This window comes from Vibrio sp. 10N.222.52.C3, assembly GCF_041474195.1.
Lineage (GTDB): Bacteria > Pseudomonadota > Gammaproteobacteria > Enterobacterales > Vibrionaceae > Vibrio > Vibrio crassostreae_C.
In genome coordinates, this window is record NZ_JBFRTQ010000122.1 from 23,029 (window position 1) to 36,485 (window position 13,457).

General features: G+C 44.7%; 15 protein-coding genes and 1 pseudogene. 8 read left to right on the forward strand and 8 right to left on the reverse strand.

The window, feature by feature from the left end; genetic code table 11:
• Positions 1-36: 36 nt before the first annotated feature.
• From lpxL to coaBC, 3 genes are all read right to left on the reverse strand, one after another.
• On the reverse strand, positions 37-1,017 hold the full coding sequence (lpxL, locus tag AB4517_RS17920; protein WP_372149073.1) for an LpxL/LpxP family Kdo(2)-lipid IV(A) lauroyl/palmitoleoyl acyltransferase: 981 nt from the start codon (positions 1,015-1,017) through the stop codon (positions 37-39).
• Positions 1,018-1,056: 39 nt separating this feature from the next.
• Positions 1,057-1,647, reverse strand: a complete 591-nt coding sequence (gene slmA, locus AB4517_RS17925; protein WP_004741428.1) for a nucleoid occlusion factor SlmA — start codon at positions 1,645-1,647, stop codon at positions 1,057-1,059.
• 139 nt (positions 1,648-1,786) lie between these two features.
• Complete coding sequence (gene coaBC / locus AB4517_RS17930) at positions 1,787-3,028, reverse strand: bifunctional phosphopantothenoylcysteine decarboxylase/phosphopantothenate--cysteine ligase CoaBC (protein ID WP_372149076.1); 1,242 nt, start codon at positions 3,026-3,028, stop codon at positions 1,787-1,789.
• A 224-nt stretch (positions 3,029-3,252) separates the two neighbouring features.
• On the opposite strand from coaBC, the gene radC reads away from it, so the two are divergent.
• The 5 genes from radC to mutM all read left to right on the forward strand — a co-directional run bounded on the left by radC (position 3,253) and on the right by mutM (position 6,177).
• Positions 3,253-3,927, forward strand: coding sequence for a DNA repair protein RadC (radC, locus tag AB4517_RS17935; RefSeq protein ID WP_048607667.1), 675 nt, complete (start codon positions 3,253-3,255; stop codon positions 3,925-3,927).
• A gap of 291 nt (positions 3,928-4,218) precedes the next feature.
• The gene (rpmB, locus tag AB4517_RS17940) at positions 4,219-4,455 is read left to right on the forward strand and encodes a 50S ribosomal protein L28 (protein WP_004728407.1); all 237 of its coding nucleotides are present in this window, start codon (positions 4,219-4,221) and stop codon (positions 4,453-4,455) included.
• Positions 4,456-4,468: 13 nt separating this feature from the next.
• On the forward strand, positions 4,469-4,636 hold the full coding sequence (gene rpmG, locus AB4517_RS17945; protein ID WP_002535344.1) for a 50S ribosomal protein L33: 168 nt from the start codon (positions 4,469-4,471) through the stop codon (positions 4,634-4,636).
• A gap of 204 nt (positions 4,637-4,840) precedes the next feature.
• Positions 4,841-5,365 (forward strand): hypothetical protein, encoded by a 525-nt coding sequence (locus tag AB4517_RS17950; RefSeq protein WP_032546317.1) that lies wholly within the window; start codon positions 4,841-4,843, stop codon positions 5,363-5,365.
• A gap of 2 nt (positions 5,366-5,367) precedes the next feature.
• Positions 5,368-6,177: a bifunctional DNA-formamidopyrimidine glycosylase/DNA-(apurinic or apyrimidinic site) lyase gene (gene mutM, locus AB4517_RS17955; protein ID WP_372149079.1), complete on the forward strand. Its 810-nt coding sequence runs from the start codon at positions 5,368-5,370 to the stop codon at positions 6,175-6,177.
• Positions 6,178-6,199: 22 nt separating this feature from the next.
• Here mutM and AB4517_RS17960 read toward each other — a convergent pair whose 3' ends face one another.
• The 5 genes from AB4517_RS17960 to AB4517_RS17980 are packed head-to-tail and all read right to left on the reverse strand — an operon-like array spanning position 6,200 to position 10,506.
• Positions 6,200-7,123, reverse strand: a complete 924-nt coding sequence (locus AB4517_RS17960) for a glycosyl transferase family 90 (protein WP_372149082.1) — start codon at positions 7,121-7,123, stop codon at positions 6,200-6,202.
• Entirely contained in the window at positions 7,120-7,599 is a 480-nt protein-coding gene (gene coaD / locus AB4517_RS17965) for a pantetheine-phosphate adenylyltransferase (RefSeq protein ID WP_372149084.1), read from the reverse strand. The genes AB4517_RS17960 and coaD overlap by 4 nt, the downstream gene beginning before the upstream one ends.
• Positions 7,596-8,627 carry a glycosyltransferase family 4 protein gene (locus AB4517_RS17970; protein WP_372149087.1) on the reverse strand — a complete coding sequence of 344 codons (1,032 nt, stop codon included), beginning with the start codon at positions 8,625-8,627 and terminating at the stop codon, positions 7,596-7,598. The genes coaD and AB4517_RS17970 overlap by 4 nt, the downstream gene beginning before the upstream one ends.
• Positions 8,628-8,638: 11 nt before the next feature.
• Entirely contained in the window at positions 8,639-9,412 is a 774-nt protein-coding gene (locus tag AB4517_RS17975) for a glycosyltransferase family 2 protein (RefSeq protein ID WP_372084420.1), read from the reverse strand.
• A gap of 38 nt (positions 9,413-9,450) precedes the next feature.
• Positions 9,451-10,506 carry a glycosyltransferase family 9 protein gene (locus AB4517_RS17980; protein WP_372141960.1) on the reverse strand — a complete coding sequence of 352 codons (1,056 nt, stop codon included), beginning with the start codon at positions 10,504-10,506 and terminating at the stop codon, positions 9,451-9,453.
• Between the two features lie 165 nt (positions 10,507-10,671).
• Between AB4517_RS17980 and AB4517_RS17985 the strand changes: the two are divergent.
• The 3 genes and pseudogenes from AB4517_RS17985 to ltrA all read left to right on the forward strand — a co-directional run.
• A pseudogene (locus AB4517_RS17985) lies at positions 10,672-11,565 on the forward strand (ISAs1 family transposase); the annotation flags it as partial.
• Positions 11,566-11,853: 288 nt separating this feature from the next.
• Complete coding sequence (locus AB4517_RS17990) at positions 11,854-12,054, forward strand: hypothetical protein (RefSeq protein ID WP_241815097.1); 201 nt, start codon at positions 11,854-11,856, stop codon at positions 12,052-12,054.
• A complete protein-coding gene (gene ltrA / locus AB4517_RS17995; protein ID WP_372057112.1) occupies positions 12,054-13,379 on the forward strand; it encodes a group II intron reverse transcriptase/maturase in 1,326 nt (441 codons plus the stop codon). Before AB4517_RS17990 ends, ltrA begins: the two co-directional genes overlap by 1 nt.
• Positions 13,380-13,457: the final 78 nt, after the last annotated feature.

Sequence of the window (13,457 nt, forward strand, 5' to 3'; positions counted from 1 at the left end):
TGAGGTGAGCTGCTTTCTTATCTGAAGATAGGTGCTCTATTTGTAACGAATGCCGCGTTCAGCTTCTGGGTCTTCCATAGTCTTAAAGCGCTTGTGCAGCCACATCCACTGTTCTGGTGCTCTTAAGATAATCTTCTCAAGGTAGCGGTTCATGTAGGCGGCAGCCGCTTTCTCATCTTTCTGCGGGTAGTTTTCTTCGATTGACTCATCAGCCATGATTTCATATTTGCCGTTGGCATTTCTAAAACCAGACCCCGGAACAAGTGCACATCGGCTGGTGTAAGCCAGAATACTGGTGCCTGTTGTGGTACACGCATCTTCTACTGCGAAGAAAGGCACAAACACAGATTTGTTACGGCCGTAATCATGATCCGGTAGGTAGAAAAGGATCTCACCTTGACGCAGGATTCGAATCATACGCTTCACGTCTTTACGGTGAATCAGGCGGTTGCCGTTTTGAGTACGACCACGGTATTGAATGAATTCATAAGCCGGATTGTTGTGCGGGCGATAAACACCTAAACCAGAAATACCTAATACAGCCATTGCTCGCGCAGTGATCTCTAGGTTTAAGGCATGCACACAGCATAGAAGAACACCTTTACCGTTAGCTTTGTGCATACGCAGTGTTTGGGTGTCTTTATCTACTAGGATGCGCTTGAAGCGCCACGTAGGCCAAAACCAGGTAATGCCGGTTTCGATCAGTGCCATACCTGTGTTCTTAAAGTTCTCACTGACCATTGCCGCGACTTCATCTGCTGGCTTGTCTGGGAAGGCGAGCTCCAAGTTACGTGTTGCTACCGCGACGCGCTTTTTACCATAGCTAGCACCCAAAGAGCCTAACGATCGGCCTAACAGCAGTAAGAGGCGATAAGGGAGAACGTTAACAATAAGCGCCAATAACCCAAAACCAAACCATACACCCCAATATTTAGGGTGAAGTAGAGCTAGAGTAAAAGGCGGCTTAGTAATCACGTGTTGTGCTGTGCCGTTTGCTGAAGAAGTTTTCGTCGTCATAACCATCACTTAAGATTTGATTGCCACTTAATTTGATTGCTACTTAATCTGAGCGCTTAGCAGTGCCCAATAAGCATCAAAGTTTTCTGTTGGTTGATATTTGAAGTCTGAGCGAACAAATCGATTCAAGCTGCCTTCAACTTGACCGAGCAGTTGAGCGGCTAAGATTTTCTCATCAACCGGGAATGATTTCCCTTCACGAAGCTTTCTTTCACGCAGGATCTGGCGAAGTTGCGTCTCAATGCGTTCGAAAAGTTGGTTGATGCGATCACGCAGGCGTTCATTTTCAAACATTAGAGCATGACCAGATAAAATTCGAGTCAGGCCTGGGTTACGTTCTGAGAAAACTAAGATAAGTTGTAGTACTAGGCGTATGCGCTCTAGCGTGTCTTTCTCTTCATCCAGAATACGGTTGATTCGAGACATCAACGCTTCTTCAATGAACTCGATCAGGCCTTCAAACATGCGGGCTTTGCTTGGGAAGTGGCGGTATAACGCAGCTTCAGAAACACCCACTTGCTTGGCCAACTTTACCGTTGTGATACGAGAAGCACCTTCGGTCGATTCCAACATTTGTGCGAGAGCTTGTAGGATTTCTTCACGACGGTTTGATTTTCGAGTACCAGCCATCTATTTACTTCCTTTCCTAAAGATGAGGATTGAGTGAAGAAGGATTATAAACACCATTCAATTCTGTTTCCTAGTTTTGTAAGCCCTAGGTCAACAGAATCGAGAGGTGTCAGCAGATTATCAGAGCAAATTTGTGCGTTTATACATTAATAAGCTGTTGGATCTGATCGAGGATCTGGAAACCAAGTGTGTCTTTGCTTTCCAGTGGCAGAGATTTATCGCCGCCTTTCCAATAAAGGTGCAGCTCATTGCTACTGCTATTGAAGCCTTGGCCTTCAACTGAGACGTCGTTGGCGCAGATCATATCGAGGTTCTTTCTTTCCAGTTTACCGCGTGCGTACTTCTCAACATCTTGAGTTTCTGCTGCGAAGCCGACAGTAAATGGGCGACCTTCGGTCATTGAAGCGACAGAAGCGACAATATCTGGGTTTTTAACCATTTGAATGGTCATGTCGTCTTTACCGTCGACCTTTTTAAGCTTTTGGTCTGCAATGGTCTCAGGGCGGTAATCGGCAACTGCGGCGCAGCTGATGAAAATATCGTGTTGAGAAGCGTTAGCAGTAACGGCATCAAACATCTGTTGTGCGCTGTCGACATCAATACGATTAACTTTATTTGGCGTTGCTAATGAAACAGGGCCGCTGATTAGAGTCACTGTTGCGCCTTGTTTCGCGGCTGCTTTAGCCAGTGCATAGCCCATCTTGCCCGAGCTGTGGTTGGTAATGTAACGCACCGGGTCAATCGCTTCACGAGTCGGGCCTGCAGTAATAAGCACAGAACGGCCAGCAAGTGGCTTAGGTTGGAAGAAGTCTTCACAGCGATGCACGAGCTGCATTGGCTCTAACATACGACCCATACCGACATCACCACACGCTTGCTCGCCAGCCGCTGGCCCCCAAACTTCACAACCACGACGTTTTAGTGTCGCAATGTTCTCTTGAGTCGCAGGGTGGCTGTACATTTGTTGGTTCATTGCCGGAGATACCGCAACTGGCGCATCGGTTGCTAAAACCAAAGTGGTCAGTAGGTCGTTACCCATGCCCGCTGTCATACGAGCAATCAGGTCTGCGGTTGCTGGCGCTAGTAATACCAAGTCAGCCCACTTTGCGAGCTCGATGTGCCCCATGGAAGCCTCAGCAGCAGGATCAAGCAAACTATCAGACACCGGCCTTCCAGAGACGGCTTGCATGGTGAGAGGAGTGATGAACTCCTTGGCTGCATTTGTCATCACGACTTGTACTTGCGCCCCACGCTCAATTAAGCGTCGAGTCAGTTCGGCACATTTATACGCAGCGATACCACCACTAATGCCAAGTAGGATTTTTTTCCCAGCTAGGCCTTGTAGGTCAGCGTTATCCAGTTGATTAACCAATGTTTGCATGATTCTGTTCCTTAATTTCTCTGGGACTTACGATATCAGAACAAAGGATTAGTGCCTAGAAGCAGAATTAGAACAGAGTTGACGCTCATCAAGTTGGTGTTATCAAACTTATCAATTACACGGTTTTGCTAGTGACTCGTTTCCTTTTATCTCTACCGAAGGATCTCCGATTACGATCTCATTAAGGTGGTGGGTCGTGTTCATGACTAGTGATTAGCTTTTATATGCCAATAGATAAAATGCCTGCCGAATCGATGCCGAGAGAAAAGTTATTGAGTCGAGGGCCTGATTCTTTGAGTGATGCGGAATTGCTCGCGATATTTCTGCGAACAGGGACACAAGGAATGAACGTGTTGGAACTTGCTGACAAGTTGATCAAAGACTTTGGCTCGCTCCGTCATCTTTTTTCAGCAACGCAGGAAGAATTTTGTGCCCATAAAGGGATGGGGCAGGCCAAGTATGTTCAATTACAGGCTGTGTTAGAGATGACACAGCGCTATCTAGCAGAGACGTTATCTCGCGGAGATGCACTCACTAGCCCTAGTCATACTAAGCTTTATCTTTCGAGCATGTTGCGTGATCGCCAGCGAGAAGCCTTCTATATATTGTTCCTCGATAACCAAAATAGGGTAATCAAAGACGAAGTTATGTTTGAAGGAACCATCGATGCCGCATCGGTTTACCCACGGGAAGTGGTTAAACGGGCACTTCATCACAATGCGGCGGCATTAATCTTGGCTCATAACCATCCTTCGGGTGTCGCGGAGCCCAGCCAAGCGGATAGGAGGATTACACGCCGATTGACCGACGCATTAGCGCTGGTGGACATCCGAGTTCTCGACCATTTTGTCGTTGGAGATGGCGAAGTTGTCTCTTTTGCAGAGCGTGGATGGATTTGAATCACATTTTAGGTTGTTAGTTGCGTTAAATCTGCTATTATTCCGGCCACATTTTTAGACCTAAAATCAGCTCTGATTACTCAAGCAAGCTGCGCTGCACAAAAAAAGATCACGAAATCCGTAAAAAGGATCTGTTCGGGTCTTGAGCAATGCGTGTCAAGTTAGTATAATGCGCGACCTTTGATAGCCTTGTATGGATTTTCCATAACGGTTTTTACCTTCTATTTTAATTGATAGAGAGGTTCGGCCACCAAGGTTGATATCGAGCTGAAACGATTGGAGAAGACATTCATGTCCCGAGTATGCCAAGTAACTGGTAAGCGTCCAGTAACGGGTAACAACCGTTCACACGCACGCAATGCTACTAAGCGCCGTTTTCTGCCGAACCTACAAACTCATCGTTTCTGGGTAGAGAGCGAAAAACGTTTTGTTAAACTACGTCTAACTGCTAAAGGCATGCGTATCATTGATAAGAAAGGCATCGATGCTGTTCTTGTTGATATCCGTGCACGTGGCGAAAACGTTTAAGAGGAATTAAGCAATGGCTAAAGGCATTCGTGAGAAAATTCGTCTAGTATCTTCTGCAGGTACTGGTCACTTCTACACAACTGATAAGAACAAGCGTAACATGCCAGGCAAATTTGAGATCAAAAAGTTTGATCCAGTAGTTCGCCAACACGTTATGTACAAAGAAGCTAAAATCAAGTAATTGATGCTTTTTTTGCTCTTCTTCAGTAGAAGAAAGAATTGAAAAACCCAGTTTAATCGCTGGGTTTTTTTATATCTACAATTTGAGGAACTCAATTATTCTTGCTTGATATAGCCTCTGATAGATAGAAATCTGTACAACATAGAAAGTATTGCCACTTTCACGATATACTGAATGTTCAATAGGTTAGATGAGCAGAATCAGATGAGATATCGTGGACGCCGGTGGAACAACATACTCATGTTCAGTGTGATCGCTTTTATTGGCGTGTTAAACCTTCCAACATTGATCAAAGCGTACCTTATCGAGCCTGAACCGCAGGTTGATAGCCCTTATCCTTATCTCCTGAACCCAACAGCAAAGCTTCAAGCGTTACACTTTGCTAAGTGGTCTGTCATTCAACAAGATAATCAATGGGTTTACCAGTTCGAAGATACTGACTTTCCTCAAGCCACCAATGCACAAGAGCTGTCACAACGTTGGAAAGAGCTTGTGGGCACGGAAGTCGACTCACAGACCTACACAGACCTTACGCCTCGGTTAAATACACCACACACCATCGAAGTATGGTATCAAGACCAAGAAGAGCCCCAGCGTATTACCTATTATCAATTGCCTGAGTTCTGGTTGTTAAAAAACTGGAATGATCAGTGGTTGGCGGTGTCTATTGAAGAGAGCTACCTGTTTCCAAGCTTTAACGCTAACCACTCCTCTAAATCGGACGACTAACTATGCCTGAATTACCCGAAGTCGAAGTAAGCAGAATGGGGATCTCGCCTCATTTAGTCGGTGAGACCATTAAAACTCTTACTTTTCGCACGCCCAAGCTGCGTTGGGATATCCCACAAGAGTTAAAAGCATTAGAAGGGCAGATGATTCGCTCCATCTCGCGTCGTGCAAAGTACCTATTGATTGAAACGGATACTGGCACTGCCATTGTTCACCTTGGTATGTCTGGCTCACTACGCGTATTAGACGCTGACTTTCCAGCAGCCAAGCACGATCACGTGGATCTTAAGCTCACCAATGGCAAAGTATTGCGCTACAACGACCCTCGCCGCTTTGGCGCTTGGTTGTGGTCGGCGCCTGATGAAGTCCACTCTGTGTTGCTTGGTTCTGGTCCTGAGCCGTTAACGGACGACTTTAACGCTGATTACATCGCTGAGAAAGCAGAAAAGCGTAAAGTCGCAGTCAAGCAGTTCATCATGGACAACAAAGTAGTGGTCGGTGTCGGGAATATCTACGCCAACGAAGCGCTGTTTGCTTCATGTATTAGCCCTTTGCGCCCTGCAAGCAAAGTGACAAAAGAAGAGTGGGCCTTGTTGACCAAAGAGATCAAACAAGTGCTCGCCACCGCCATTAAACAAGGCGGTACTACCCTAAAAGATTTCGCACAAGCGGATGGCAAGCCGGGTTACTTCGCCCAAGAACTACAAGTTTATGGTAAAGCCGGTGAAAAGTGCCCTAATTGTGAAGCTCTGATTCAAGAGCTAAAAATAGGGCAGAGGAACACGTTTTTTTGTGAAGAGTGTCAGAAATAGATGCTTGAGAGGAAGAGGGGGATTACATTTGTCCTGATTTCTCGAAGTATTTCTTTGCGACCAATAATGAAATTAGACGCTCTCGCTTTTGGTCTCGAAACTGATCGACCCACGTATTTGCATTTTCGATAATGCTTTCAGCTTCTTCTGGATGTGCGATGTAGAACTCCATTTTTTCAATTAAGTCGGAGTAGTCATCTGCAACTTCGACATAATGAACCCCTGCTTCGAGCCGCCCTTCCATAAACCAAGTTTCATATTTGGGCTTTGACATGATCACGAGAGAGTTAGAAGACATTGCCCATTTAAGGTTTGTAGCAACATCATTTCCTTCTATCGCTAAAACGAATTTACACTCGAGCTGCTGCTCGACAGATAAAAAGCCTTTCTCCCAAGGAGAACCTTCAATTGGGTGCGTTCTCCCTATATCGCACATCGGATGACTGTGAAACTGTTCTAAGACGACCTTTCGATGTTTTTTCTGACCGGCGCCTCGCCAGACTGCAATATCTTTCTTTTGTCTATAAGAAAGTTTGTCATCAATAAAATAGAAATGGCGTACTTCATTTAGTTTCAGCAATACAGCGTTTTTATTACCTTCAATTACCGGGCGACTTTTTAGAAAGCAAGGGTGATCTGGAATATGACGAATGTCCCCATTCAAAAACTGAAAAAAATGCTTTGATGGAAAAGACTTCACAACTTTATGAAGATCAAAGTAATACGTAGTTCCGCCAATCTTTTTATATTCTCCCACATAAGTAGACTCGCTCTCAGGCAGTTTGAACGGCGTATCAAGCTTGTTGTAGTAATCGACTCTATCTCGGATGTAAGAGTTTAATGGTGTTGCCTGTATGAGGCTGTTAGCTAGTGTTCTTCGGATCGTATTTGGTACCAAGACCTGAAGGCCATTAGATAAGTAGTATTTGAACTTTCTAAAACTCATTGTGCTACCTTTGTTTTGATAGCTGCGTGAACACACCTAGGTACAAATTGCTCCACGTCCCCACCATGAATCGCCACTTCACGAACGATGGTTGAAGAGAGAAAAGCATATTCTTCTGCTGGTGTCAAAAATACGCTCTCTACACCAGGTAGTAGTTTTCGATACATACTTGTTAGACCGAACTCGTACTCAAAATCTACCGTTGTTCTAAGGCCGCGCACCAGTATATTTGCTTGCTGTTCTCGTGCAAAATCGACTAGTAATCCACTGAACCCGGCTGTTGATACATTGCTTAAATGTGCAGTTGATTCTTCAACAAGTTTTACGCGTTCTTCCAGGCTAAAAAGTGTTTTTTTTGAAGGGCTTGCCGCGATACCAATAATAATTTGGTCAAACATATCTGCAGCACGCGTGATGATATCTAGGTGGCCGTTAGTGATTGGATCGAACGTTCCAGGGTATATAACTTTTTTCATCGTAAAGCTTTCTCGTAAACGTCTACGTATTGATTAGCAGTGTAGTTGATATCAAATAACTTCAACTTCTCTTGTCCTTGGGCTATGAAGTGTTGTTTAAGCTTTTCATCTTGGGCTACTTTCATTATTGCGTTCGCCAACTCTTGTGCATTACCTGGTTCCACTAGTAGGCCATTGGAATTGTGGTCGATAATGTCAGGGATGCCACCTGCATTAGTACCTACCACAGGTAAACCAGAGCCCATGCCTTCCAAGATGACAGAACCAAGCCCCTCGGTATAGGAAGGGTGTACTTGCAAATCTGCTGCGGCAAACCAGTCACCCATGTTGCTTTGTTTGCCCTCGAAACTGATGTTAGTCAGGCCTTTTGCTTGTGACTCAAGTGCTTGTCTTTCTGAGCCATCGCCTAACAAGCAAAAATGGATAGAGGGTACAGAACTCTCTAGGAGCCTTGCCGCATCGACGGTGACATTGAAGCCTTTATGCTTCAGCATGTTCGCTCCATGTATTACTATAAATTTGTCTGCGAAGCGGTCTTTAATCGTTTGTACGGCTTGTGCGTCAACAGGGTATGTAACAGGTGAACTTGGGATTTTGTACGTTACCGAAGTTGGGTAAGCATCTTTCACTCTCTGAACTATCTCAGTACTTAAACCTATCACAGCGGATGCTTTTGAATAGGCTAGGTTTGCCAACCATTTCTTCTTCAATGCGTTATCGATTCGACGAGTTATAATATATGGTTTGCCGTAGAGCATATGTTGGATTAGAGCCCAATAGATAGCACGGCCTTCATGCACATGGATAAGAGCACAGTCGTTGGTAATAGACTTTGAGTGTGCTTTGGTAAAATGGTTAGCCAATACCACTTTAACACCTAGCGCTTTTATCGCATCGACGAAAGGGCTCTTCGGGTTTGCAACGACAGTCAGTTGATAGCCGAGCTTTACTTGCTGCTTAATGAGCTGCAGTGTCTGGTTCTCGCCGCCATGGTATCCAGAAGCTAAGTTAACGTGGCAAATGTTCATGTTATTGCTCTTTAATTGTGTTTTTTGACGTAATCACGCAACCACAGATCGGCATAGCGAGTGAAGGTTGTGTTTGCACTCAGTACAGCAAGTAAAAAACCATGTCGACCATCTAAGAAGCCACGTTTAATAATGTACATTTTGAAGAAACGGAAGAAGCCGTGTGTAAATGCGCTAAAAAGTGAGGCCGACTTTTTACCTTCACGTTGATCTGCCCAAGATTGCATATACAGTTGGGTTTTACGCGTGTACTCGCCCAATTTTTCGTAAGTAAAATGCTTTAATCGGCCATTCAATGAAACTACTTTAAAGCCATCGGGAATCACAACGCTTTCGTGAACTAGCGCATCGTTATATTTCGTTTCTGATGTTTTGTATAAACGTACAACCCAATCAGGTGACCAGCCTGAGTAACGAATCTCTTTAGCAAAGGCTGTTGTCAGTCGGTTCACACGATAAATGTTTTTATCTCTGTGTTGGCTGATTGCATTGAGTATGCCTTTACGTAATTCATCTGTGACACGTTCATCGGCATCAAGCCAAAGTATAAAATCTGATTCTACATAGTTTTGAGCAAGTTGACGCTGTTTACCAAACCCAGGCCATTCTAAATTGGTGTAAAACTTATCGGTATATTGCCTAGCGATTTCTTCAGTGCTGTCAGTACTACCTGAATCTAGAAGAACAATCTCATCGACCCAATCTTTTACTGTGTCTAGACAAGCTTTAAGGTGCTTCTCTTCATTTTTTACGATTAAGGCAACGGCTAAAGTGGGTTTAGACAAGGTAGATTCCTTCTTGAACACTATTCTAAAGGTAGAGTTTACAGGTATTGCGGATACAAATCTTCGACAACTTGATCAAACATAGTCACAACGCTATCGCTGGAAATCCTGTCCATTGCCTTTTCATCTTTTGCTCGAGTTCGCCAACCTAATTCTTGACTATTTTTTCCCGTTTCTGCAAAGATAACCTCTTCATAGACAGATACGGCATACTTCAAGTAGTTATAAGGACCTACACGAATAGGGTTATGGTGGGCATATAAGCCAATAATTGGCGTTTTCATCGCACTTGCCATATGAGCTGGACCAGTATCTGGGGCAATAACAATATCCACTAAGTCTATCAGCGATAACATTTGCATGATGGAGCTTTCACCAACCAAGTTTAAACAAGGCTCTTGAAGTAGTGTTTGAATATCGCTGGCTAGGTCAACTTCTATCTTTGCTGGGCTACCTGCCAGGATGACGTTCCAGCCATTATTTCGCGCATGATTAATGACATCGACATAGCCTTCAGCATTCCAGTTCTTGTATGCTTTACTCGCTCCGGGAACCAATAATAAGTTGGGTTTCTCTGAGTCTAGCTTTGTTTCCGCCCAAGCCTTGTCCTCTTCAGAATAAGACAAAGACCAAGATAGCTCAGATTGAGGTACACCAATTTTATGAGCAAATGCCATTAGACCATCGGCGACATGAAGAGACGCTGGAGAAGGCACTTTGACGTTGGTGAACAACGTTTGAAAATCTTGGCTGCGTTCAGGGGAGAACCCCAGCTTATACTTTGCGTTAATACCCAAGGTAGCTACACTTGCTCGAATCGCATATTGCATATGAAGCAAGGCATCAAATTTTCGATCCCCTAGCTGCTTCCACAGAGCTTTATAGCCTTCAATTCCACGCTTCTTATCAAAAACAATCACTTCAATGCCATCTATCGCTTTGAGTAGTTGAGCTTCTAGCTTACCTGTAATCCAGGTTATTTTAGTGTCTGGCCATTGTTTTTGAATCGCTTGGGCTGTGGCGATGGTGTTGCATACGTCACCAAGTGCAGATAAACGCAATATACAAAGTGAAGACGGGGTTGAAGTGAGCATAGTTATTGTCTGATTCGATAAATAGGTGCATGTAAATTATGCAGACATCCCTGAGAAATGTAAAATACACAGCTGCTATACTGAGTGCTAATGAGTTCAGGGCGGGATCGCACTTTGTTAACAAATATGATCTAATAGCGTCAAACCCTTAGCTAGACAGCCATTTTGAACTTAATTGAGCACCTATCCGTCATCGAAGATACTCGTTCTGACATTAACCAAAAACATGACCTTATTGACGTTATGTTCCTCGTTATTAGTGCTATTGCATCTGGGTGCGAAGGATGGCAAGACATTGAATTTTATGGGGAAGAGAAGTTAAGCTGGTTAAGAAAGTACAGGCCATTCAAACATGGAATCCCCCGACGACACACAATAGCACGCATATTACGCTCAGTTGTTGCGGAGTCATTGCTTGAAGCGTTGGCCTTGTGGATAAACGAACAAAGAGCCAACCAAAATAAACCCATAATCGCATTCGACGGAAAAGTCCTGCGTGGCTCTTATCGAAATGACAGGAAAACAGCGTTGCAGTTGGTCACGGCATATGACACTGAGCGTGGCCTTGTTCTGAGCCAAAAACCGACGGAAAACAAGAATGGCGAGATCAGTGTTGTGCGCCAAATGCTTGATGTTATAAATGTAAAAGGCAGTGTGGTCACGATTGATGCGCTGCATTGCCAGCGCGAAACCCTAGAGAAGATAAAAGAAAAGAAAGCGCATGTTGTTGTTCAAGTGAAGAACAACCAACCGAAACTAAGAGCGGCTGTTGTTGAACAGTTTCAGGCTATCTTCGATGCTAGGAAAGAGAAAATAGTCACTGAAATCAAAGAGACACATCATGGTCGTAACGAAGAGCGATACGTTTTTCAACTTAAGGCTAAGTTGCCCGAAGAACTAGCAAAGAAATGGCCGACGGTAAGAAGCATTATAGCAGTGGAACGCCACCGAGTGATAAACGGGAAAGGCACCGTAGATACGTCATACTACATAAGTTCCATGTCGCCGAATCACAAATTACTTGGTCATTATATTCGTCAACACTGGCGAATTGAAAGTGTGCCGCAGGCACTGAAGTTAGCAGCATAAGGAGATGCTATGACTTAAGGCATAAGCTCAGGAAGAGATGGTGGTAGGCCCACCGAAGTCTGCTGTCGGAAGCTGGCTTCAAACCACTCCAAGTGGCTGTAGTTAAGAGCTATGGTCATGAGCGTTGGAGTCAAAGTGCGAACGAAAGTTCGGCAGGTACGATATAGAGAGACGAGTTAACCCGAACCCATGTGGACGCGTCGTAATCCAGAGATTGACATCAAAACCAAGGGCGTTTCTATCTCTTGGGATAAGTCTATGAGTAAACTCCGAATGCTGCATAGACGGTGTCCGGCGTATAGTGGGCGTGAATCTATATCAGGCTCTTTTTGGGAACTGCGGGAACCAGTCGTTGTGATGCCTAAGGAAGACATACAAGCCACTGAATTGGCGAGTATTAGAGTACCGATGCACAGCACTGGGACGGAGCTATCTGTAGTAGTGAGGAAACAGCTGTAATGGTTGTGGAGCGAAGGGGTAGCGTTAGGCCGTCGTTAAGTTCTGCCCAACTGACAATAAGTCAGGAGGAGGCAGAGGTTAAGACAAAACAATTCAACATTTCAAAATGGCAAGTAGTCAACGCATACAAGTTGGTGAAAGCAAATGCAGGCGCGGCAGGGGTTGATAATGAAACACTGGCCGAATTTGACAGGAACTTAAAAGGAAATCTCTATAAAATTTGGAACCGATTGGCATCGGGAACCTACTTCCCTCCGCCAGTACTGGCTGTAGCCATTCCAAAGAAAGCCGGAGGCGAGAGGATACTTGGTATACCAACCGTCAGTGACCGCATCGCACAGATGGTGGTCAAACTGACATTTGAACCCCAAGTAGAACCGCACTTCTTGCCAGATTCGTATGGATACAGACCAAAGAAATCGGCTCTAGATGCTATAGGTGTAACTCGAAGACGGTGTTGGGACTATGACTGGTGCCTTGAGTTCGATATTAGGGCATTGTTTGATAAAATACCGCACGACCTACTGATGAAAGCAGTCGATAAACACTGCACAGAAAAGTGGGTAAGGTTATATATCAAACGTTGGTTAACAGCACCGATGAAAATGCCAGATGGAGAGTTGAAAGCAAGGGATATGGGAACACCTCAAGGAGGGGTAATCAGTCCTGTTCTCGCCAATCTCTTTTTACATTATGTCTTCGATAAATGGTTACACAAGCATTACCGCGGTATACCTTGGTGTCGATATGCGGATGATGGGCTGGTTCATTGCAAAAGCAAAGAAGAAGCCGAACACTTGCTAGAGGTACTGAGAGAGCGCTTTGCTGAGTGTGGTCTAGAGTTGCATCCAGAAAAGACCAAAATAGTTTACTGCAAAGACGGAAGCCGAAAAGGCAACCATGAACACACAAGCTTCGACTTTCTTGGATATACATTCAGGCGTCGATTAGTGAAGAATACCAAGCGAAACAGTATGTTTGTAAGCTTCACGCCAGCGGTGAGTAAGGTTGCTTTGAAAGCGATGAGGCGGAGAATTAAAACGCTGAAGGTACGAAGCCGAACAGATCTCAACATCGCACAGATATCAGGTTGGTTAAATCCAATGATAAATGGCTGGATTGGGTACTATGGTAAGTACTATCGGTCGTCGCTATACCCAGTGTTTAGACACATCAACAAAGCTCTGATTAGGTGGGCGAGACGCAAATACAAAAAACTTCGTCGCCATAAGACTCGAGCAACGCTGTTCTTGGAAAGGATAGCTAAGCAGAATCCGTGGTTGTTTGCCCATTGGAGGCATGGAATGAGAGGATCGTTTGCCTAATGGAAGCGGTATGAACTGAGAGGTTCACGTACCGTTTTGCGAGAGGCTGCAGGGGGAGTTCCTGCGGTCTACTCACCA